Below are 20,508 nucleotides of genomic sequence, written 5' to 3'. Positions count from 1 at the left end.
CGAGCGCTGATCAGCCCTTGAGACCGCTGGCCATCGCGCCGCGAACGAAGTAGCGCTGGGCGAGCAGGAACAACAGCAGCATGGGCAGGAGCGACATCAGCGCGGCGGCGGTGACGAGCTGGTCGTTGCCCATGAACTGGCCCTGCAGGCTCATCACCCCGATGGGCAGGGTGTAGTTCTCCGGCGAGGTGAGGTAGATCGTGGGCTCGAGCACGGCGCCCCAGGACGCCATGAAGGTGAAGACGCCGAGTGTCGCGAGTGCCGGCTTGGCGAGCGGCATGTGGACCCGCCAGAACACCTGCCACGGGTTGGCTCCGTCGAGCGCCGCCGCCTCCTCGAAGTCGCGGGGGATCGCGAGGAACGTCTGGCGCATCAGGAAGATCCCGAACGGCGTCGCCAGCCAGTACGGCACCACCAGCGGCAGCATGGTGTCGAGCCAACCGAGGTGCTTGTACAGGATGAAGTTGGGGATGATCGTCACGACGGTGGGCAGCATCAGGGTGCCGAGTGCCGCGGCGAGCAGCACATCCTTGCCCGGCAGTTTCATCCGGGCCAGCGCGTGGCCCACCATCGCGCTGGTGACCACGTTGCCGACCACCGAAAGGCTCGCGATGAGGAAGCTGTTCCAGGCGTACAGGCCGAAGGGGGCACGTTCCCAAACCTGCGTGTAGTTGGACCACTCCGGCGGGTCCGGGATCCAGATCGGCGGCACCGCGACGTACTGCGCGAAGCTCTTCAGCGAGTTGGCCACGGAGGCGACGAACGGAACGACCATGATCGCCGCACCGAGGCCGACGAACAGGTACGCGGCCGGATGTCCACGTCGATCTTGGCGGCGCCGGACCCGGCCGCGCTGACCGGTCTCAGGCATAGTGCACCCACTTCTTCTGCAGGCGGAGCTGGACCAGCGTCAGGAGGAAGATCAGCGCGAACAGCACCCACGCGACTGCCGACGCGTAGCCCATGTTGAAGAACTCGAAGCCCTGCTGGTACATGAAGAGCACCGTCATCTCGCTCGCCCCGTTCGGCTGGCCGGCCGGTTGGCCCCGCATCGGTCCGGTCATCACGTAGACCTGTTCGAAGGCCTGCAGGGTGGTGATCGTCGAGAGGACCAGGACGAGGAACGTCGTCCCCGATATCCCGGGGAGGGTGACGCGGCGGAACCGTTGCCAGGCCGATGCGCCGTCGATCTTGGCGGCCTCGTACAGCTCCTCCGGGATGTTCTGCAGCCCGGCGAGGAAGAGCACCATCATGTAGCCGACGCCCTTCCAGACCGCGACCAGGGCGAGCGTCGGGATGACGAGCACCGGACTCTGCAGCCAGGTCGCCTGGGGCAGGCCGAGCCACCCCAGTACGGTGTTGGCCATCCCGAACTGCGGGTTGAAGACCGCGTCGGCGACGTACGCCACGACGACCCACGACGAGATGACCGGCACGAAGTACGCACTGCGCAGTAGCGAGATCCATCGCAGGCGTTGGTTCAGCGCAACCGCGAGCAGCAGCGCGAGGATCGTCTGGGTGGGTACGAACAACACCGCGAAGTAGGCGGTGTTGAGCAGGCTCCGCCAGAACGCCTCGTCACCGAGCAGGCGGCGGAAGTTGTCCAGCCCGACCCACCTCGGTGGGGAGAGCGTGTCGTAGTCGGTAAGGCTGAAGTAGAGCAGGGCGAGTACGGGCCACGCGGTCAGCACCACCAGGTGCGCCAGGTACGGGAAGGCGAACACGCTCGCCCATGCCCGCTGACCGAAGCCCGGCCGTTCAACCCCGGTTCTCCTTCCGTCCCGGGGGGAAGGGCGACGCCCCCGTTCCACCCGGTCCTCGATGGTCGTCACAGCGCCACCTCCTCCCTCCGTCTGGCGGGGCTGACTCACTTTTTCGCGTAGAAGCGGTCGATGATCTGTTGTGCCTCCCGTTGCGCCTCGGTCAGCGCGTCACCGACGGGCCTCTCCTTGGCGAGCGCCCGGTCGACCTGGTTCGCCACGGCCGTGGTGTACTCGGTCCACACCGGGTTGAGGCCGAGGTCGTCGGCGTCGGCGAGGGCGTCGAGGAATGCCTGCCGGTCGGCCGGCGGGGTACCCGGCCTCAGGAACACGTCGGACGCGGCCACCTTCTTGTTGATCGGGATCGCCTCGCCGATCCCGGCCCAGGTGGTCTGTGGTTTCTCGGAGGCAAAGTACGTGATCCACTTCCAGGCGGCCTCGGCCTTCCGCTGGTTCGCGGCCTTGTTGATCACCCAGGAGTTCGCGATCGCCACGTGGCCGCGGCCCGCCGGGCCCTTCGGCATCGGTGCCACGCCGAGGTCGATCTTCGCCGCGTTCGCCGGGATGGTGCGGGCGTAGATGCCGAACTGCATCGCCACCCGGTTGCTGGCGAACATCGTGTGCGGGCTGCCCAGCGCCTTGGTCGTGACCACGTCGGGGCCGGCATTTTCCGTGTACATCGCGTTCAGCATCCAGTCCAGCGCCGCGCGGCTCTGCGGGCTGTCGACGACGACCTTCCGCCCCCCGTCGGCGACGACGTCCCCACCGAACGCCTTGACCATCGGCCACCAACTCTCGGTGAAGCCGGGCGAGTAGACGCGCATCCCCCACACGTCGGGCTTGCCGTCACCGTTGGTGTCCCGGGTCAGCTTCTTCGCGGCCGCGGTGAGGTCGTCGTACGTCCAGTCCCCGGTCGGCTCGGCGACGCCCGCGTCGGCGAACATCTTCTTGTTGTAGAAGAGCACCGGGGTCTGCGCGCCCTGCGGGAAGCCGTAGATGTGGCCGTCGGAGTCGCGGTTGAGGTCCACGCCGTAGTAGTCGTCGGTGTTGACGGTCTTCACGAAGTCGCTGAGGTCACGCAGGCTGTTGCGGCCGGCGTACTCCTGCACCAGCACCCCGTCGGAGAGCCACACGTCAGGCCCCTTGCCGCCGGCGAGTTGGGTGCGCAGCCGCTTGAAGAAGTCCGTGTACGGCGCCGATTCCAGCTCCAGCTTGATGCCGGAGTTCGCCTTCATGAACTCGTCGGCGAGCGAGCGCATCGTCTTGTCGGCCGGGCCGCCCGCTTCCGCGTAGTAGCCCAGCCTGATGGTCACCCGGCCGCCGCTCTCCTCGTCGCTCGCGCCGCAGCCGATCAATGTCGCGGCGAGCGCCGCGACGCCTGCCAGGGCGACGAGACGCCGGCCTGGCGAGAAGCGTTGCATCCTCATCGTGGATCTCCTTGTGTTGGTCGCCCGGCGCGCAGCGGTCTCGGGTCACCGCCTCGACGGTGCGCCTGCCCCTCGGCCGGTCACGGACTACCGGTCGCGGGCGGCGCCGCACGAGGCCCGGATCGCCAGCCGTGGTTGCAGTTGGGTCTGGTGCACGGGGGCCGAGGCGCCCTGCTCGATGCGTCGCAGCAGGACCTCGGCGGCGAGCTTGCCCACCTCGGTCTTCGGCGGGGAGATGGCGGTGAGCGGCACCTCGCCGAGGTCGGCGACCTCGTCGTCGTAGGCGATCACCGCCATCCGGTCCGGCACGGTCAGCCCGAGCCGGCGCGCGTGGGGCAGCAGTCCCGCGGCGTCCCGGTCGCCGAGGCAGAACACCGCGGTGATCTCGTTTTCCCTGCAAACCTGTGCGTACGCCGCGAGCTGGTCGGACGTCCATTCCTCACGTCGGACCGCGGCCGCTGGGAGACGAGGCAGGCCGAAGTCTGCGACCGCGCGGTCGAAGCCCTCCGCCACCATGTCGGCGGTCGCGGTCCGGATCCGGCCGAGGTGGCCGATCCGCTTGTGCCCCAGCTCGACGAAGTGCCGTACCGCGGCGTAGCCCCCGCCCAGATGGTTGGTGCAGACGTACGGCGTCGCGTCGTCCGGTGCGGGAGCCGGCGGCCGCCGTTCCACGAGCACGTACGGGACCGGTAGCCGGTGCAGTTGGTCGACGTACTGCTGGGGCTTCTCGATCAGGTGCAGGTTGGGCACGAGCAGCAGGCCGTCGACGTCTGCGGTGAGCAGTTGGTTGATCTGCTGCGCCTCCAGATCCGGGTCGTACTCGGAGCTGGAAAGGATGATCCGGACGCCGGCGGTGGTCATCACCCGCTCGATGCCCTCGATCACCCGTGGGTAGAAGTACGAGGTGGACGGTACGAGCACCCCGACGAAGCGGGCGCTACGCCCGGCCTGCGCTGGTATCGCCACCACGTAGGTGCCGGAGCCCTGGCGACGACGTACCAGCCCCTCGTCCACCAGCAGGTTGATCGCGCGGCGGACCGTGTTGATCCCCACCTCGTGGGTGTGGGCGAACTCCTGCTCGGTGGGCAGGCGTGCGTCGACCGACCACCGACCTTCGGCGATCTGTTGCCGAAGGTAGGCCGCCAGGGCTCGGAATTTCGTCCCGTGAGGGAATGAATCCAAACCATCAATGCCGGTCATGGCTGAGGATTCTTGAGCAGCAGACGAACCTCCGTCAATCCCTTCCGGCAAGAATTTTCCCTGCTTTACGCGGCTCGCCGGGCAGGTATGCTCCGGATTGCCATCGACTAGCGGGAATGAATTCATTCCCAAATAGATGCCACGGAAGGTGAGTACGGCATGCCGACTCTTGGGCCCGAGCGCACCGGGGCACTGAACGGTCTCGTCGTGGAGCGGGTGGAGACCTTCGTGGTCGAACTCCCGACGATCCGTTCGTTCGAGATCGCCGGAGGGACCGTCGCGACCGTCGGGCAGCCCAGCCGGCGGGTGCTGGTGAAGGTGACCGCGGACGGAGTCGTCGGCTGGGGCGAAGCCACCCCGACGCCGTCCTGGACCTACGAAACCACCGAGAGTATCGTCACCACCATCGATCGCTACCTCGCGCCCGCGGTCCTCGGCGCACCGGCGTGGAACCTCGACGCGGTCACGGCAACCTTCGACCGCGTCATCAACCGCGGCTTCACGATCGGTGCGCCGATCGCGAAGTCCGCGATCGACATCGCGCTGCACGACCTCGTCGGACGGGCGGTCGGCGTCCCGCTCGGAGTGCTCTGGGGGCAACGTCGCGTCGGACGGATCCCACTCGGCTGGATCATCTCCGCCAAGACCCCCGAGGCGGTCGCCGACAGCGTCACGGAGGGCCACGCCCTCGGCTACACGGCCTTCAAAGTCAAGATCGGGCTAGCCGAGATCGACCAGGACCTCGCGTTCGTCGAGGCGGTACGCCGAGCGGCACCGAAGGCGGCGATCTGGGTGGACGCCAACCAGGCGTACCAAGTCGACCAGGCACTACAGGTGGCCCGCCGGCTCGCCGAACTCGACGTCGCCGCGTTCGAGCAGCCGCTGCCGGCCAACCAGATCGCCGGGCTACAACGGCTGCGGGACCACTCCCCCGTGCCGGTCGCGCTCGACGAGAGCCTGCGCCACCCCAGCGACCTCGCCACCTTCGTACGCCTGAACGCGGTCGATGTCGCGATCGCCAAGGTGCAGCGCAGCGGGGGTCTCACCCTGTCCCGGCGGATGTGCGCCCTCGCCGAGGACAGCGGGGTTCGCCTGATGGGCTCCGGCCTCACCGACTCCGACCTCGGCTTCGCCGCCTCGCTGCACCTGTTCTCGGCGTTCGGCATCGACACGCCCGTCGACCTCAACGGCCGGCAGTTCATCGAGTCCGCCTACGTCGGCGGACACACGGTCGAGGTACGCGACGGGGAGGCCGCAGTACCCACCGGCCCCGGCCTGGGCGTTGACGTGGACGAAGCCGCGGTACGAGCCCTGGCCGTCGACGTGCTCCGCGCCGATCCGCGGGTTCACCGTCGCGGACGCCTTCGTCGGTGAGTCCGTCACGCGCACCGGGTCGACCACCGGCACCCACAGGGGTACCGTCACCGCGTTGAACGTTTCGGTCCGCTACGTCGGCAAGGGCGGCGGCACCGTCAGTGGCATGATCCAGACCACCGTCTGCGCCGAGCCGGGCGACTCCGGCGGCCCGCTCTACGACGGCACCAAGGCACTCGGCATCACCTCTGGCGGCAGCGGCGACTGCCGCTCGGGCGGCACCACCTTCTACCAGCCTGTACGCGAAGCAGCCAACGCGTACGGCGTGACCGTCTACTGATCCACCAGCGAGGCGAACGGAAGGGCTCCCGGCCACGGCCGGGAGCCTTCTCGCCGTCATCTGCCACGTCGGTCCCTCGGCCGAGCGGTGACCGCCACGGTGTCGCCGGGGCGCAGCAGTGTCGCGCCGCCGCGCAGGACCTGCTCAACCCGTCGGCCAGGCCGGCCAGGTCGCGGTAGGCAAGGTTGCCGCGGTCGGTGCCGTCGTTGCAGGCGTTGTCGAACTTCGCCACCACGTCGACGCCGGGACGGACCAAGGCGTGCACGGTAGGCCCGCACGGCGGTGAGGTGGCCACGAGCGCGACCTGCCCTACGAGGGCCGCCGGCAGCAGCGACTGCAAGCGGGTCGCGTCGCCACGGACCACCGACGCTTGTCCGACGGCGCCCTGGATATGGGCGTGGGTGATGTTGGCGTCGACGATCTGGCCTCGCGTCAGGATCGTGTTGATAGCAGCGGGTGCGGCCGCTTGTCAGCGCCATGAGAGCGCGGGCGACCTCGTAGCCCGCACACACGTGCTCTGCCGCTGCTGGTCGTTGCAATAGAAGATGGCTGACCGGCAACTGGTTCCTACATCGCCGCCCTGACGATTCTTCGTGGTCGGGTAATGGACTTGGAAGAAGAACTCGAGAAGCTCCCTGTAGGACGGTTTCTCGGGGTCGTAGGCGATCTCGAACGCCTCGGCATGCGAACCATGGTTCAGATAAGTCGCGTTCGGCACGTCCCCGCCGGCGGATCCGATTCTGGTGGCGAGCACGCCGGCGCGTTTCGCATGAGGTCCTGCATTCCCCAGAAACAGCCGTCAGCCAGGACCGCCTTCTCAGCCGTGTCGGTCATCGCTTCGCCCCGCCGTCCGGGTGCTCAAACACTTTGCGGTACTCGCCATAGCCTTCATGCTCGAGGTCGTCGCGCCGAATGAACCGAAGTGCGGCTGAGTTCATGCAGTAACGCAACCCGCCAGTCTCCACGGGACCATCGTCAAACACATGGCCAAGGTGGCTCTCCCCGTGTGCTGACCGGACCTCGGTGCGGACCACGCCGAGGCTCGAGTCCTGGACCTCGACCACGTTTCTCGGCTCGATCGGCATGGTAAAAGTCGGCCAGCCGGTACCGCTGTCGTACTTGTTAACGGAAGCGAACAGGGGTTCACCGGACACGACATCGACGTAGAGGCCCTGCTCCTTGTTGTCCCAATAGGCGTTGTCGAAGGCTGGCTCTGTCCCGCCTTCCTGAGTGACTCGGTACTGCTCCGCCGACAGCCGAGAAATTGCCTCGGGGTTCTTGCGATACTCGTGTGACACCGTTGTTCCTCTCGGATGGATCGTCGGCAAGAAACGGCCGGGTTCAGCTGGCCTCCACACGCGTCGCGAGGGCGTACCCCGTCCTGGGGCTGACTAACCACGATCTCGCCCGGCTTGGCGAATGGGTGTAGCTGTCCGGTCATCGCCGGCAGCGCGTCGGCCACCTCGTAGAGGTCCGCTTTGATGTAGGTGGTGGTGGACGATCCTGGGCTGTCGGTGCAGCTTGACGCGGTCTCGCTGGTTGCGGGTTCCGTCTCGGCCGCCGGGGTGCAGCGGACGCTCTCGGCGGTCTTCTCCAACTGCGGGGAGTCGGCCTTGACGGTGTAGACCTCCCAGGGCTCGTTGCCAGGGCCACGTACCCAGGCCTTGTCCTGGAGGGCGTAGCAGCTGCACGGCGAACCCGAGTCGGGTCGCTCCCGTCTTGTTGCGCAGCCACGTCACCCTCGTCGCCCACCAGCGTAAAGTGCTCGACCACCGCGTCCAGCCCGAGCTCGCCCGGCCGATGCGCGCAAGACGATCAAGCAGCATGACGTGGCCGCGTGGGCCTCGTCGTTCATGACGTCGCTCGCCCAGGTTCCGGCAGCCACGGGAAGTCGCTGAGGCCCGCGCGGACGTCCTAAGACGACGCGTCGCCGTGACGGTGGAGGTCACCGCCACGGCGACGCTCCGGCGTCAGTCGCGGATCGACTCGCTCAGCACCCGGCCCTGCGCGCCCAACGGCGGCTGGATGCCGAGCAGCGCGGCGATCGTCGGGGCGATGTCGACGTGGTGCGGGTCGACGGGGTGCAGACCGGGCAGGACGCCGGCGCCGGAGAGCACCAGCGGGATGTGCAGCTCGGTCGTGGCGCCGTGACGGCCGGCGACGCCGCCCGCCGGGTCGCCGCCGATCGACCAGCCGGACTCGGGCTCGATGACGAGCTCACCGAAGCGGGGGCTCATGTGCATCGCCTGCTGGGCGGCCTTGTCGAACACCTGGCTCACGTGCGGGGTCGCCTCGAGCGCGGCCTTGATCTTCGCGACCGCCTGCGGGTCGTTCTTCGCGGCGCCGACCAGATGCAGGCTGCCGATGCCGCCGACGACGATGACGGCGTCGGTGTCGGGCTTGGGCGTCTTGCCGGTCCCGAGGAGCTCGGCCTTGTAGCCGGCCTTGGCGATCGCGTCGATCACCTGCGTGCCGAAGCCCTTGGTGAACGTGGTCATGCCGTGGTCGCCGGTGATGACGAAGGTGGTGCGACCGAAGATGCCGGCGTCCTTGGTGGCCTGCACGATCCGGCCGATCTGGGCGTCGAGATCCGCCAGAGCGTCCGGGATCCGCTGGTCGTGGTCGCCACCCTCGTGGCCGATCGCGTCGAGCGCGTCGCAGTAGACCGCCATGAGGTCGGGGATCTTCGGGGCCGTGACCATGGTGGCGCCGCTCTTGACGGGCTCGCCCTTGATCACCTTCACGATGTCGTCGACGCGACGCGAGCAGTCACCGCCGGGCTGGGTGTAGATGCCCTCCGGGTCGCCGTACGCCGTCCCGTGGTTCTGCACGATGAACCACTGCGACGACATCACGGTGCCGCCCTGGGCGCGGACCGCCTCCGCGATGGTGGGCACCGCGAGATCGCGCTCCTGGCCGCGGGCGGTGTGCGACACCGGGTCGTAGACGTAGGCGGTGTTGAGGTGCCGCTCCGGCCAGGCGCCGGTCGCGATCGAGGACCATGACGGGTTGGTGATCGACTGCATGACGCCGGTCGACTCGGTGACGCTGCCACGCTTGACGAGCTGGTCGATGTTGGGCGTCGGCACCTCGCCCAGGTAGTCGTAGTCGAAGCCGTCGAGGCCGATGAAGATCACGTGGTCGGCCGCCGGCGCCGCCTGCGCCGGTAGGGAGTCCGGCACGGCGGCGTACGCCGGCAGCGGGGTGAGCAGAGGGAGGGCGAGGGCCGCGGTGAGGTGGCCCAGGGTGCGGAGAGTTCGGATCATGGAGTGCACTGAATCGGGTCGGGTTGGCGCCCCCGTGAGCCCAAGGTGGCGACGTCGTAAACGTGCAACGTGGTTTCGCGTCGTTCACACCTCGTCGCCCGGGAGCTTCGCCGGGCGCCCGGTCGGCAGGCCGCGGGCCTGCTTGGAGGCGGGCGCCGGCGGCACGCTCCGGCCGGAGCCGCCCAGCGGATCAAGGACGGTGCGATCCCGAGCAAGTCGCCGCCGACCTCGGCATCAGCCGCGCACACGGCGAAGGTCTCCTGGCGACGCAGCGCGGCCGGTATCGCTGCCCGGGCGTCGTCGGGTGGCGCGGAACGAAGCACGTGCAGTGCCGCGTCGAACCCGGTGAGCAGGCTGCCCACCGTAAAGAACACCGGCCACACCTGGCAAGACGACGGTCGGGACGGGCACCGGGTGTCAGGGTGTCCACCCCGCGGGGGAAGCCCATCCAGTTTCGCGTTCCGCTGGTCAGTTTCGGTCGGTTGCCGGGTCAGGGGGAAGCGAGGGTCTCGCCCTCGACCAGTTCGCACGGAAGCAGCCGTTGGTGGTCGCTGCTCCGGTCGTGCAGGATGTCGCTGAGTACCTCGATCGCCTGCCAGCCCATCTTCTTCCTGGGGATGCGGAAGCCGGTGAATTCGAGGTCGGTCTCGGCCGGTCGGGTGGGATCCCCGAGTGCCACCAGGGACAGGTCACCGGGCACGGACAGGCCTCGGGTCCGCGCCGCCTCGGTCATCGCGACGGCCTCGACCAGCTCCTCGCAGAAGACGGCGGTGACCCGGGTCGAGCGCAGTGCGTCGAGCAGTTCCGCCGGGGTTCGTCCGTCGACCGGTTCGTGGAGACCGTCGACTCCGGTCTCCCCGACCGCGGCGGTGAAGCCGGCCAGTCGGTCGACCGCGGACTCGGCGCCGGCACCATCGCCGACGTACGCCACCACCCGGTGCCCGAGGTCGACGGCGCGGTGGACGAGAGCGGCGGTGGCCTGGGCGTAGTCCGCGCCGACACAGGGCACCGGACCGCCCTCACCGGAGGGTAGATAGGCGTCGTCACGTCGACCGACGGACACGAAGGGCGTGTTCCCGGCGACCATCCGGGCCAGCTCGTCGCGGGGAATCTCCCGACCGAGCAGCACACAACCGTCGGCGAGTCGGATGCGGTTGTTGTCGTGGAAGATCCGCCGGCTGCCGCCGTTCACGGGGGCGCTGGTGAAAAGCAACAGGTCGCACCCGATGTTCTCCGCACACGCCTCGATGCCGGACAGGAACGGGTGGTAGAAGTTCGCGCTGGCGCTCGGGAACACCGACTCGTAGGTGAACACGCCCAGGATCTCGTTGTGCTGTTGGAGCAGCCGTCGGGCGAGCGGGTCGGCGACGTATCCCGTCTCGCGGATGACGCGCAGCACCCGTTCCCGGGTCTCCGGGGCGATCCGCCAGGCCGCCTCACAACGGTCGTTGAGCACGAGTGACACCGTCGTCTGGCTCACTCCGGCCATCCGCGCGATCTCGTGCTGCGTCAGCCTGCCCCGTACTGCGGACACGGTTATCGGCCACCTTCTGAAGCGTCGCGTATCGGCGGGGATTGTTGCGGAGGATGCTGCCCGGCCCGCAGAACCGGTGTCAAGGGCCGCCGGAGCAAGTAATACGTATTACGGGCTCCGGCGGTCTTGACCCGGAGTTCTTGTCGATCCAAGACTCAGCGCATCCCCCGGCAACGCAAGGAGCCGACATGCCTGATCACGCCCTCTCCCGCCGTGGCCTTCTCCGGGCAGCCGGCCTCGCCGGTCTTGCCGGCGCCGGCCTCGCCGCCCTCGGCCGCCCGGCCCATGCCCGGGCACAGACCCCACGGCTCGGCCGGATCGCCCTGGTGCCGCTCGACGACCGGCCCTACACCTGGTACGCCCCGCAACAGATCGCCACCGGCGCTGGCTACGACACCCTGCTGCCGCCACGGGAAGCTCTGGGGCGACATTTCACCCCGGGCGATGGACGCGCCGTCGGCCAGTGGCTCACCTCGTCAACGACGCGGGCGGACGCGCTGGTCGTCGCCCTACCGATGCTCGCCTACGGTGGACTGCTCAACTCCCGCAACAGCTCCGTACCCGAGACCGAGGTGTTCGCCCGGCTGGCGGCGGTGCGGGCCGTCCGACGGAGCCGCCCACACCGGCGGCTCTACGCCTTCGACACCATCATGCGGCTAACCCCTGAGGGGCCGTGGCGCAACGAGCTACGGGCCTGGGCGACGGTGAAGGACGAGGTCGACAACCTCGGAATGGTGGAAAAGCGCCCTCAACTCGACGCGCTGGAGTCCCAGATCCCGGCCGACGTGCGGAGCGACTATCTGGCCACCCGGGCACGCAACCACCGGGTCAACCTGACGATGATCGAATGGGCGGCCGAAGGAATCTTCGACTTCCTCGTGGTGGGCCAGGACGACGCCACCGGCCACGGCCTACACCGACCGGAGTCCCAGGCACTCGCCGCCCGCATCGCCCAGCTCGGCGTCGGCGATCGGGTGGTGATCTACCCAGGTGCCGACGTGGTAGCCGCCCTGCTCATAGCCAAGATCGCCATCAGGGACGCCGACGTGCAGCCCCGGGTGAGCGTGGAGTACTCCCGGGTGCCGGGAGAGGCCTGGACAGCGCCCTACCAGAACATCCCATACGCCCAGCTCATTCGGGGCTACGTCGACATCCTCGGCGGGACGGTCGTGGACCAGCCGGAACAGTCCGACCTCGTCCTGATGGCCAACACGGGTGGCAGTTCGGCATCGGTGGCACCGTTCGCCGACCGCCTCGTGGCCCACGTCCGGGCCGGCCGCCTCGTAGCCCTCGGCGACGACGCGATCGCCGGGCACTCCGACCGGCGGCTGCTGTCCCTGCTCAACGGCCGGATCCGGTACGTCGAGCTGGCCGGCTACTCGGGCTGGAACGTCGGGATCAGCCTCGCCCAGGCAATGTCCCGCTTGGCGCTGCAGCAACGATCGGCCCGCGGTGACCTGCCACCCGGCGCGCCGGCCACCGTCGGTGAGCCGGTCCTGGCCGCACGGCGGGCACTCCTGCACGACGCGGCGCGAGCCAGCATCGAACTGTCCATCTCGGAGCTGGTGCAGACCGATTCGTACCGCAACAACGTCCGCACCGCCACCACCGCCTACGCGATCTCGCTGGGCGAGCCGGACCCGCAGAACATCCGGACCTACTTCCCCGAGATCAACGCGTACGCGGTCGACAACACCGTCCCGTACGCCGAGAAACTGTTCGCCGACGAGTTCGCCGGGGCCACGCTCGCCCTCGGCAGTGATGGACGAGCGCCGGTGGCGGCCCGCGTGGAGCGGCTCGACGCCTGGCACATCCACCTGCCCTGGAACCGCACCGGCGAGATCGCCGCTGAGCCTCGGATCGTCCTGACCCCGGACCGGGGGCAACGGTGAGGGCGCGGGCGGCGGCGCTGCTGGCTGACCTACGGCGTGCATCCGTTCGTCGACGGAATCGGCCAGCCCACCACCCCGCCGGGCGGCTACGTGGACCAGATCTCCAGTTGGAGCAACCTCTACTCGACGATCTCCACCTGGAATCTCACGGCGATCGCGTTCATGCAGCGGTTGGAGACGGCCGTGGCGCCACCGGACAACCGGTACGCACAGTCAGCCGCCATCGCCCGGCAGTTCCTCAGCACGGGACCCCAACTCGGTGCGGACTGGTACACCTTCGACTTCGACTCCCCCACCACCAGCCAGAACCGGGTGGTCGCGCAGAGCGCGTACAGCGCGGACTGCCGTGACAACCGATGGCACCGCAAGTGCTCCTGCACCTACACCAACGGCCAGATCGCTGGCGGAACCCTGGGCACCGACATGGTCGAGTACGGGCTGGACGGGCTCTACGACCACGAGCGCCAGCTCAACGGCGCCAGTTCTGCGGCTGCCGCCGCGACAGGCCCCCGGTGACCGTGCCACCGAACTCCGATGACCTCGTCCACCACCCGACGAAAGTGAACCGATGCGTCGCAACAGACGACTGATACCCCACACCCTCAGCGTGATCACCACCACCGCGGTCACCCTCACCCTCGCGCTCGCCCTCCCGGGCACTCCGGCCACGGCCGCCAGGCCGCCGGCCAACCTGGGCCAGCTCGCCGTCGTGCCGCTGGACGACCGGCCGTTCACCGCGTACACGCCGGTCGCGGTCGCCGAGGCCGGCGGACACCAGGCGCTGACACCCCCGAAGGACCTGCTCGGCGAGTACTTCACCTACGGTCAGGCCGACGCGGTCGGCGCCTGGTGGCGCGAGGCCGCCGCCGACGCAGACGGCTCGGTGGTCGCGGCCCCGATGCTCGCCTACGGCGGCCTGGTCGCCTCCCGGACCTGCCAGACCAGCCTGGCCGACGCCCGGCGGCGGCTCGCCGTGCTGGACGAGGTGAAGCGGACGAACCCCGACAAGCCGCTGTACGCCTTCGACGTGATCATGCGCCTCACCATCGAGCCGACCAGCAGCTACCCGGGCATCCACTCCGGCCCGATCCGGCGCTGGGCGATCCTCATGGATCAGGTGGAGAACCTCGGACAAGAGGAACGCCGGGCCGAGTACGAGCAGGTCGCCAACGAGATCCCCGAAGAGATCAAGGCGGACTTCCTCTGTGCCCGGGCTCGGGACCACCAGATCAACCGCGACATGATCGAACGGGTCGCGAACGGCACCATCGACTACCTGATCCTCGGCCAGGACGACGCCACCGAGCACGGCCCGCACCGCCTGGAGAAGGCTGCCCTGGCCGCGCTCACGGCGAAGCTCGGGGTCCAGGACCGGGTCAGGATCTACCCGGGCGCGGACATCCTCGGCGCGCTGCTGGTGGCCAAGCACATCACCGAACGGCTCGGCGCCTCCCCGACGGTCGACGTCGAGTGGTCCCGGACCCCCGGTGACCAGTGGGTGGCCCCCTATCAGGACGTCCCCTACGCCACCCTGGTCGACGAATACGTGCGTACCCTCGGCGCCCGCCCCTCGGACAGCTCCGACGCCGACATCCTGCTGATGGCGAACACGGCCGGAGGCGGAAACCTGGAACCCTTTGCCGACCGGATCCACGACGCGGTGGCCCGGGGCCGGCTCGTCGCAGTCGGCGACGACGCGCTGGCCGGCAAGGTGGACAGCGAGCTACGTTCGCTGCTCGCCCCCCGGATCCGGTTCGGGGAACTGGCCGGTTGGTCCGGCTGGAACATCGGCCTGTCCATCTCCCAGTCGGTGGTCCGCGCAGCGCTGTTGCAGGCGAGCCGGACCGGACGCCTGCCGGGTTTCCCGGGCAAGTCGAAGGGAGCTCCCTTCCAGCAGGCGCGCCAGGCCATCCTCCTGGGTGCCGCCACCGCGCACGTCGAGCTGACGCTGCAGGAGCTGACCCACACCGATGTCTACCGCAACCAGGTGCTCAGCCAGGTCCAGGCGTACGCTCGGAACAACGGCGACGATCCGCAGTACATGACGAAGGTGTTCGAGGGCGCCAACCAGCTCGCGGTGCAGCAGACCAGGCAGCTGGCCAATCAGCTCTTCGCCGACGAGTTCGCCGGCACCCCGGTCCGAGCCGGCAACGACGGCCGGTACGAGGTCACCGCGGCCGTGCACCGGCTGGAGTCCTGGGAGATGACGCTGGCCTGGTCGCGCTACCAGGAGCTGGAAGCCTTCCCCACCCTCGCACTGAGCACGACCCTCACCGACCGCGGTTCGCTGCTCACCGTCTCGGCCCTGCCCCTGCGGACCACGGTGCGGCCGGAGTCGGACGTGGACGCCCGGGTCACCACGGTACTCCGTAACGACGTCGGCACACCCGTGACCGCACAGCTCAGCGCCGTTGTCCCTGACGGGTGGGTCGCCCCGGCCCCGGCGGAGGTGCGGCTCGCGCCGTTCGCGGTGGTGGAGGTTCCGTTGACCGTGGGAGTCCGACAACTCGCGGCCGAGCAGAGCGCCACCGTCACGGTCGACGCCCCGCACGGCATGCTGCCGGACGGACCCCGACAGTTCGCCGCGAGCGCCACCACGATCTTCGGTGCGGTGTGGCACAACGTGGCGCTGGCATCCGAGGGCGCCACGGCCACCGCGTCGGGCTGGTGGCGGCAGTACGTGCCGTCGCACGTGATCGACGGCAACGTGGTCAGCGCCGGTAGTCGCTGGATCACCGATCCGGGCGACAGCCACTGGCTACAGGTCGAGTTCGCCGATCCGGAGCTGATCGACACCGTGCGGCTGCACCAGTACGGCGGGTACGAGCTGACCGCCTACCGGATCTCTGGGCTCGTCGACGGTGCCTGGCAGTCGCTCAGCGAAGTCACCGGAAACACGACCAAGGTCACCACGCACACCTTCACTCCGGTCCGCGCAACTGCAATCCGCCTCGACGTGCTCGGCAGCCGGGACAGGCAGGCCAGGCTCTACGAGATCGAGGTGACCTGCCGGGACGCCTCCTGCGGCTGACCGTCAACCCCGCTGAACCCGCGGACCAGCGTGGCAGGATCGCCAGCGGGACCGGCGTCCCAAGACATCCCTACACCGCTGCCTCGCTGGCGAGCTCACGCCGGAACCGGCGTGCGCACCACCCCACCCGAGCTCGGATGGTCGCAGTGATGCCGATGGCACCGGGGATGACGAGTTGTCCGACGTGGATGTTCTGCGGTTTGCGGGCGTCGTGGAGCATCGCCCCGTAGGCGGACTCGCCGGCGAACGCGATCGAGGTGCCAGCGACGCTTCAGCCGGAAGGCGGTCCGGGGAAACCCACAGCGGCAACGCTGCAGGGCGCCCCGGACCGGCCTTACGGCTACCACCCGTTGTTCTGCTTCCTGGACAACCCCCCGAAAGCTGCTGTCCGAATGTTGCGCCGGGTCGGGCCGGGTCGAACGCCACCGCGGATCACATCACCGTCCTCGACGCCGCCCTCGCGCAGCTCCCGGCCGCCTGGCGCTACCTGCCCCACGACTTTCCGTCCTGGCAGACCGTCTACGGCTACTTCGCCGCCTGGACCGCCGACAGCATCTTCGCCCAGCTCAACCACGACCTCACCGGCCTCGCCCGCGCCAGGGCCGGACGCGCCACCCAGCCGTCGGCCTGCGTCATCGACACCCAGAGCGTGAAGACCTCCACCAACGCGCCGCTGGCCACGCAAGGCATCGATGCCGGCAAGAAGATCGCCGGACGCGAGCGCGGCATCGTCACCGATACCCTCGGCCTACTCCTCGCGGTCGTCGTCACCGCCGTCAGCGCCAGCGACAACACGATCGGCATCGAGTGACGGTTGGTCAGTCCGGCTGCTGGCGGGCGGCATAGGCCCGTACCTTGGCCCGGTTGCCGCACCTGGCCATGCTGCACCAGCGACGCCGGCCCCGCCGGTCGAGGAAGAGCCATCCGCAGTCGACGGCCGGGCAGGCGCGTACCTCGGTGCGGGCCGGGGTGCTGAGCAGGTCGGCGGCGGCCCGGGCACCGGCCAGCAGCGGCAGCAGCAGACCGACGTCGTCGGGCAGGGTCCAGTGGGCGAGTCCGTCCTGGTCCGACTCCAGCACCGCCACGGCGGCGGCTCGCTGCGCCTGCTCGGCGACGTGCCGGAAGGCCGCGGTGTCGCCCGGGTCGAGCAGGACATCGTGCAGCGCGGTGCGCAGCAGCCGGGTCGCCACCAGTACGTCGTGTGCGGCGGCCGGCTGGCGGCGGCCGTGTTCCCGGAGTCGACCGACGGTGGTCGGGGTGAGTAGCTGGACGTACCCGGTCCACACCGCCAGGCGGTCGAAGTCGCGAAGCCACTCCCGTTCCGGACTGGGTGGTGCCGCCCAGCCGGCCCAGGTGTTGCAGAGCTCCAGGGCGGGATGCCCGCCGACCGGGACGGGCATCGGATAGCCCTCGACGTTCACCCAGTGCATGTCGACAGTGTGCCTTGACTCGGCGCAGTTAACCAGTACTGTCGACCACACCGGTTAACTGACATTTACTGGTTAGGTGATGACATGCGCCTGGGAAAGACCGTCAGTCGGTCGCTGCTCGGAATGCTGATGGTGTCCACGGCCCTCGTGACCGCTCCCGCCGGCCCGGTGGTCGCTCAGGACAATGGATCCCAGGTGACCGTGTCCGGTTGGCGACGCTGGGACGGCAACCGCCCCGAGCCCTGGCGTCCGTCGATCCAGGAGGAATGGACCGGGCCGGCCGGCCGCTACTGCTCGTTCCCGATCCACGTCCGCGTCGTCTCCCAGGACGTACGGGTCCGGGTGCTCGCCCGGTATGCCACCGGTGCCGTTCGACGTGAGGAGTACGCCGGCCCGCTGACCGTGGACTTCGTCAACACCGACACCGGAGAAGCCGTACGCCGGGACGCGGGCGGCTCCGGGCTGCTCGAATACCGCCCGGACGGCGGGTGGCTGCGCTACACCATCGTCGGGCCAGCGGGGTTCGGCTTCCGGTTGGGAGACCGCCACCCGCGTGGCTACTACATCCTCGACGGGCTGCACGTCGTCTCGATCGATCCGGACGGCACCCGTCAGCTGACGCTGGGGATCGGCCGACAGGACAACATCTGCGTCGCTCTCGGTGACCCGACCGCCTGACCACGGCGACCCGGTGAAGGTGGTGGGTAGGGATGGCCGACGTGCAGCTCTCCGTACTCGGGCCACTGACCGCACACCGCGACGGGGCGGAAGTGGCGCTCGGTGGCCGCCGACAGCCCATGGTACTCGCCACGTTGCTGGCGGCCCGGGGTCGGATGCTGCCCGCCGAGCGGCTGCGGAACCTGGTCTGGAGCGACGGTGGGCGTACCGCCGGCCCGGCGACCCTGCACGGTTACGTCGCCGGACTGCGGCGGGCGCTCGAACCGGACCGACCACCGCGCTCACCGAGCACGGTGCTGCTCCGGGAAGGCCCCGGGTACGCCGTCCGGGTGCCGGCTGAGCAGGTCGACGCGGAACGGTTCACCGCGCTGGTCGCGCACGGCGTGACGATGCTGGAACGGGGGCGACCCGCTGCGGCCGTCACGACCCTGACCGGCGCGCTCGGGTTGTGGCGCGGCCCGGCGTACGCCGATCTGGCGGAGGCGTCGTTCGTGCTGCCGGAGATCGCCCGCCTCGACGGGTTGCGGGCCGCTGCCACTGAGTCACGGCTGACCGCCGCACTGGCGCTGGGCCGGCACGCCGAGGTGCTTGGTGAGCTGGAGGCGCTTGTGCTCGAACAGCCGTTGCGGGAGCGCGGCTGGGAGTTGCTGGCGATCGCGCTGTACCGGGCCGGTCGGCAGGGCGACGCGTTGACCGTGGTGCGCCGGGCCCGGACCCGGCTCGCCCGGGACCTCGGTGTCGACCCCGGGCCCGGACTGCTTCGCTTGGAAGCGGCGATCCTCGGTCAGGACACCTCCCTCGACCTTCCGGCCGGTCGGGCCGCACCGTTGGAGGTGCCTTACGGCAGCGGCCGGTCGTGGTGGGCGCCTCGCCGCACCGCCGAGGATCCCAGTGGGATCCCAGCGGACCGTGGCACGGTCGACCACACGACCATCCACTGTGAAGGGAGACACCGTGCGTGGGCTGCGACCGATGACCAACGCCGAACCGGAGTTCGAGGTCAACGTCAAGAACAACTACGTCGACTGCGTCGATCTGTCGAACGGACGTACCCGGCAGCGGCTTCCCCTGCCGGACGGAACCACATCCGCCGAGCCGGCCGGGACGCACCGGGACCGGTCACCGTCCCGATTGCCGGAGTCCCGGTGACCCGGACGGCCGCCGAGCCGACCGGGCTCACTCCGCAGTGGCGGGCCTGGACGGCCGAGAACCTGGCCCTCGGTGTGCCGGCCGGGGAGGTCCGGGAGGCACTGCTGGCGGCGGGGCTGTCCGGATCGACGGTCGACGAGGAACTGACCCGTATGCCCGACCACCCGTACTTCCAGGCCTGCCTGCGGCTGGCCCGGGAGTACGCCTGGCTGGAGTCGCTACTGGACTTCTACAGCGATCTCCGCTCGGCGCAGCTGGCCGGCGGGCTGGAGCGCCGGGCCGGCCTCTCCGCTGCCGAGTTTTTCGACCGGTACTACTTTGCCCACCGACCGGTGATCCTGGCCGGGGCGGTCGACGACTGGCCGGCCCGACAGCAGTGGTCGCCGACCAGCCTGCGGGACCGACTGGGTGAGGTCGAGGTCGAGGTGATGACCGGGCGGGACAGCAACCCGGAGCATGGCTGGCAGCACGACGCACACCGGACGCGAATGACGTTCGCCGACTACCTCACCATGGTCGAGACGGGTGGGGAGACCAACGACTACTACATGGTCGCGCGCAACGACAACTGGCAGCACGGTCTCAAACCGTTGACCCAGGACATCAAGCCGGTGCCCGGCATCATCGATCCGGCTCTGCTGCCGGAGGCGGTGACCCTGCTGCTGGGGCCGGCCGGCACGGTCACCGCACTGCACCACGACAACATGAACATCCTGCTGTGCCAGGTGATGGGCCGCAAACACGTCCGCCTCGTGCCGTCGTACCAGCGTCCCCGGGTGTATCCCCGAGGCGGAACGTACAGCCACGTCGACGCCGCGCGGCCCGACCTCGACCAGCACCCGTTGTACGGGCAGGCCACCGTCCTGGCAGGGGTGCTGGAGCCTGGCGACGCACTGTTCGTGCCGGCCGGATGGTGGCACTGGGTACGGGCACTGGACATCAGTGCCACGGTGAGCCTGCACCATTTCCAGGTGCCCTCGGGCAACCACTATCTGCACCCGCCCCTGGTGCGTACCGACCCCTGACGGAGGGGACGGATGGTGTCGGGGGCACCGGTACCGGCGCCCCCTACATCCACTAACCCTTGTCCTTCTCCGGTGGGGGATCCGGGATCTCGTCCGTGGTCAGGCCGGGTGGGCCGGTTGGTGGTGGGTCGCGTACGTCGGCGCTGTACCGCACGTTCGGCAGTTCGTCGGCGCGGTGCCAAGCCAGCGGTGAGGGCGGTGGCGGCCACCATCGTGACGATCAACAACCTCCGCATGCGTCACCTCCTCTCCTCGTTGCCGGGGCGGACACCGCCAGGGGGTGCCCAGCGGGCAGCATCCACCGGTCCACTGGGATCTGGCTGGGAGCGGAGCTGGGGAGAGGCGCCTCAGGAGTCGGCGCAGCCGGGGCAGAGCAATGCTCGAAACCTGTGGATGAGCGTCGGGAGGCGTACCCTCCCGGCGACGCTCCATGTCCAAGGAATCGAGTAGAGCCCGCGCGCC

The 20,508-nt window shown here is 69.3% G+C and carries 13 protein-coding genes and 6 pseudogenes; 8 read left to right on the top strand and 11 right to left on the bottom strand.

Going from position 1 to position 20,508, the window contains the following annotated elements; genetic code table 11:
• Positions 1–10 precede the first annotated feature (10 nt).
• The 4 genes from AB0G14_RS23800 to AB0G14_RS23785 all read right to left on the bottom strand — a co-directional run bounded on the left by AB0G14_RS23800 (position 11) and on the right by AB0G14_RS23785 (position 4,369).
• Positions 11–871 (bottom strand): carbohydrate ABC transporter permease, encoded by an 861-nt coding sequence (locus AB0G14_RS23800; protein ID WP_350705222.1) that lies wholly within the window; start codon positions 869–871, stop codon positions 11–13.
• Positions 864–1,832, bottom strand: a complete 969-nt coding sequence (locus AB0G14_RS23795; RefSeq protein ID WP_357700821.1) for a sugar ABC transporter permease — start codon at positions 1,830–1,832, stop codon at positions 864–866. The genes AB0G14_RS23800 and AB0G14_RS23795 overlap by 8 nt, the downstream gene beginning before the upstream one ends.
• A 35-nt stretch (positions 1,833–1,867) precedes the next feature.
• A complete protein-coding gene (locus AB0G14_RS23790) occupies positions 1,868–3,187 on the bottom strand; it encodes a sugar ABC transporter substrate-binding protein (RefSeq protein ID WP_357700819.1) in 1,320 nt (439 codons plus the stop codon).
• A gap of 87 nt (positions 3,188–3,274) precedes the next feature.
• Entirely contained in the window at positions 3,275–4,369 is a 1,095-nt protein-coding gene (locus tag AB0G14_RS23785) for a GntR family transcriptional regulator (RefSeq protein ID WP_357700817.1), read from the bottom strand.
• A gap of 177 nt (positions 4,370–4,546) precedes the next feature.
• On the opposite strand from AB0G14_RS23785, the gene AB0G14_RS23780 reads away from it, so the two are divergent.
• Positions 4,547–5,761: an enolase C-terminal domain-like protein gene (locus AB0G14_RS23780; protein ID WP_357700815.1), complete on the top strand. Its 1,215-nt coding sequence runs from the start codon at positions 4,547–4,549 to the stop codon at positions 5,759–5,761.
• A pseudogene (locus AB0G14_RS23775) lies at positions 5,736–6,041 on the top strand (S1 family peptidase); the annotation flags it as partial. The gene AB0G14_RS23780 and the pseudogene AB0G14_RS23775, both read left to right, overlap by 26 nt.
• 62 nt (positions 6,042–6,103) lie before the next feature.
• Here the strand turns inward: AB0G14_RS23775 and AB0G14_RS23770 are convergent.
• From AB0G14_RS23770 to AB0G14_RS23745, 6 genes and pseudogenes are all read right to left on the bottom strand, one after another.
• Positions 6,104–6,462 (bottom strand): annotated as a pseudogene (locus AB0G14_RS23770) (site-specific DNA-methyltransferase); the annotation flags it as partial.
• A 99-nt stretch (positions 6,463–6,561) separates the two neighbouring features.
• Positions 6,562–6,875 (bottom strand): annotated as a pseudogene (locus tag AB0G14_RS23765) (peptide-methionine (S)-S-oxide reductase); the annotation flags it as partial.
• A pseudogene (gene msrB, locus AB0G14_RS23760) lies at positions 6,872–7,300 on the bottom strand (peptide-methionine (R)-S-oxide reductase MsrB); the annotation flags it as partial. The pseudogenes AB0G14_RS23765 and msrB, both read right to left, overlap by 4 nt.
• A gap of 293 nt (positions 7,301–7,593) precedes the next feature.
• Positions 7,594–7,737 (bottom strand): annotated as a pseudogene (locus AB0G14_RS23755) (glyoxalase/bleomycin resistance/dioxygenase family protein); the annotation flags it as partial.
• Positions 7,738–8,011: 274 nt separating this feature from the next.
• Positions 8,012–9,307, bottom strand: coding sequence for an alkaline phosphatase family protein (locus tag AB0G14_RS23750; RefSeq protein WP_357700813.1), 1,296 nt, complete (start codon positions 9,305–9,307; stop codon positions 8,012–8,014).
• Between the two features lie 490 nt (positions 9,308–9,797).
• Positions 9,798–10,841, bottom strand: coding sequence for a LacI family DNA-binding transcriptional regulator (locus AB0G14_RS23745; protein WP_357700811.1), 1,044 nt, complete (start codon positions 10,839–10,841; stop codon positions 9,798–9,800).
• Between the two features lie 188 nt (positions 10,842–11,029).
• Here AB0G14_RS23745 and AB0G14_RS23740 point away from each other — a divergent pair, with 188 nt between their 5' ends.
• The 4 genes and pseudogenes from AB0G14_RS23740 to AB0G14_RS23725 all read left to right on the top strand — a co-directional run.
• On the top strand, positions 11,030–12,733 hold the full coding sequence (locus AB0G14_RS23740; RefSeq protein WP_357700809.1) for a DUF4127 family protein: 1,704 nt from the start codon (positions 11,030–11,032) through the stop codon (positions 12,731–12,733).
• Positions 12,734–12,769: 36 nt separating this feature from the next.
• Complete coding sequence (locus AB0G14_RS23735) at positions 12,770–13,249, top strand: hypothetical protein (protein ID WP_357700807.1); 480 nt, start codon at positions 12,770–12,772, stop codon at positions 13,247–13,249.
• Positions 13,250–13,301: 52 nt separating this feature from the next.
• Positions 13,302–15,764, top strand: coding sequence for a DUF4127 family protein (locus AB0G14_RS23730; protein WP_357700805.1), 2,463 nt, complete (start codon positions 13,302–13,304; stop codon positions 15,762–15,764).
• Positions 15,765–16,200: 436 nt separating this feature from the next.
• Positions 16,201–16,569: pseudogene (locus AB0G14_RS23725) on the top strand (transposase); the annotation flags it as partial.
• Between the two features lie 13 nt (positions 16,570–16,582).
• Here the strand turns inward: AB0G14_RS23725 and AB0G14_RS23720 are convergent.
• On the bottom strand, positions 16,583–17,194 hold the full coding sequence (locus AB0G14_RS23720) for a CGNR zinc finger domain-containing protein (protein WP_357700803.1): 612 nt from the start codon (positions 17,192–17,194) through the stop codon (positions 16,583–16,585).
• An 84-nt stretch (positions 17,195–17,278) separates the two neighbouring features.
• On the opposite strand from AB0G14_RS23720, the gene AB0G14_RS23715 reads away from it, so the two are divergent.
• On the top strand, positions 17,279–17,872 hold the full coding sequence (locus tag AB0G14_RS23715; protein WP_357700801.1) for a hypothetical protein: 594 nt from the start codon (positions 17,279–17,281) through the stop codon (positions 17,870–17,872).
• Positions 17,873–17,904: 32 nt separating this feature from the next.
• Positions 17,905–20,046 carry a cupin-like domain-containing protein gene (locus AB0G14_RS23710; protein WP_357700799.1) on the top strand — a complete coding sequence of 714 codons (2,142 nt, stop codon included), beginning with the start codon at positions 17,905–17,907 and terminating at the stop codon, positions 20,044–20,046.
• The last annotated feature ends 462 nt before the right edge of the window (positions 20,047–20,508 follow it).

This window comes from Micromonospora sp. NPDC023814, from assembly GCF_040639595.1.
In the GTDB taxonomy this organism is placed as follows: Bacteria; Actinomycetota; Actinomycetes; order Mycobacteriales; family Micromonosporaceae; genus Micromonospora.
This window is presented reverse-complemented; position numbering and strand designations above follow the sequence as displayed.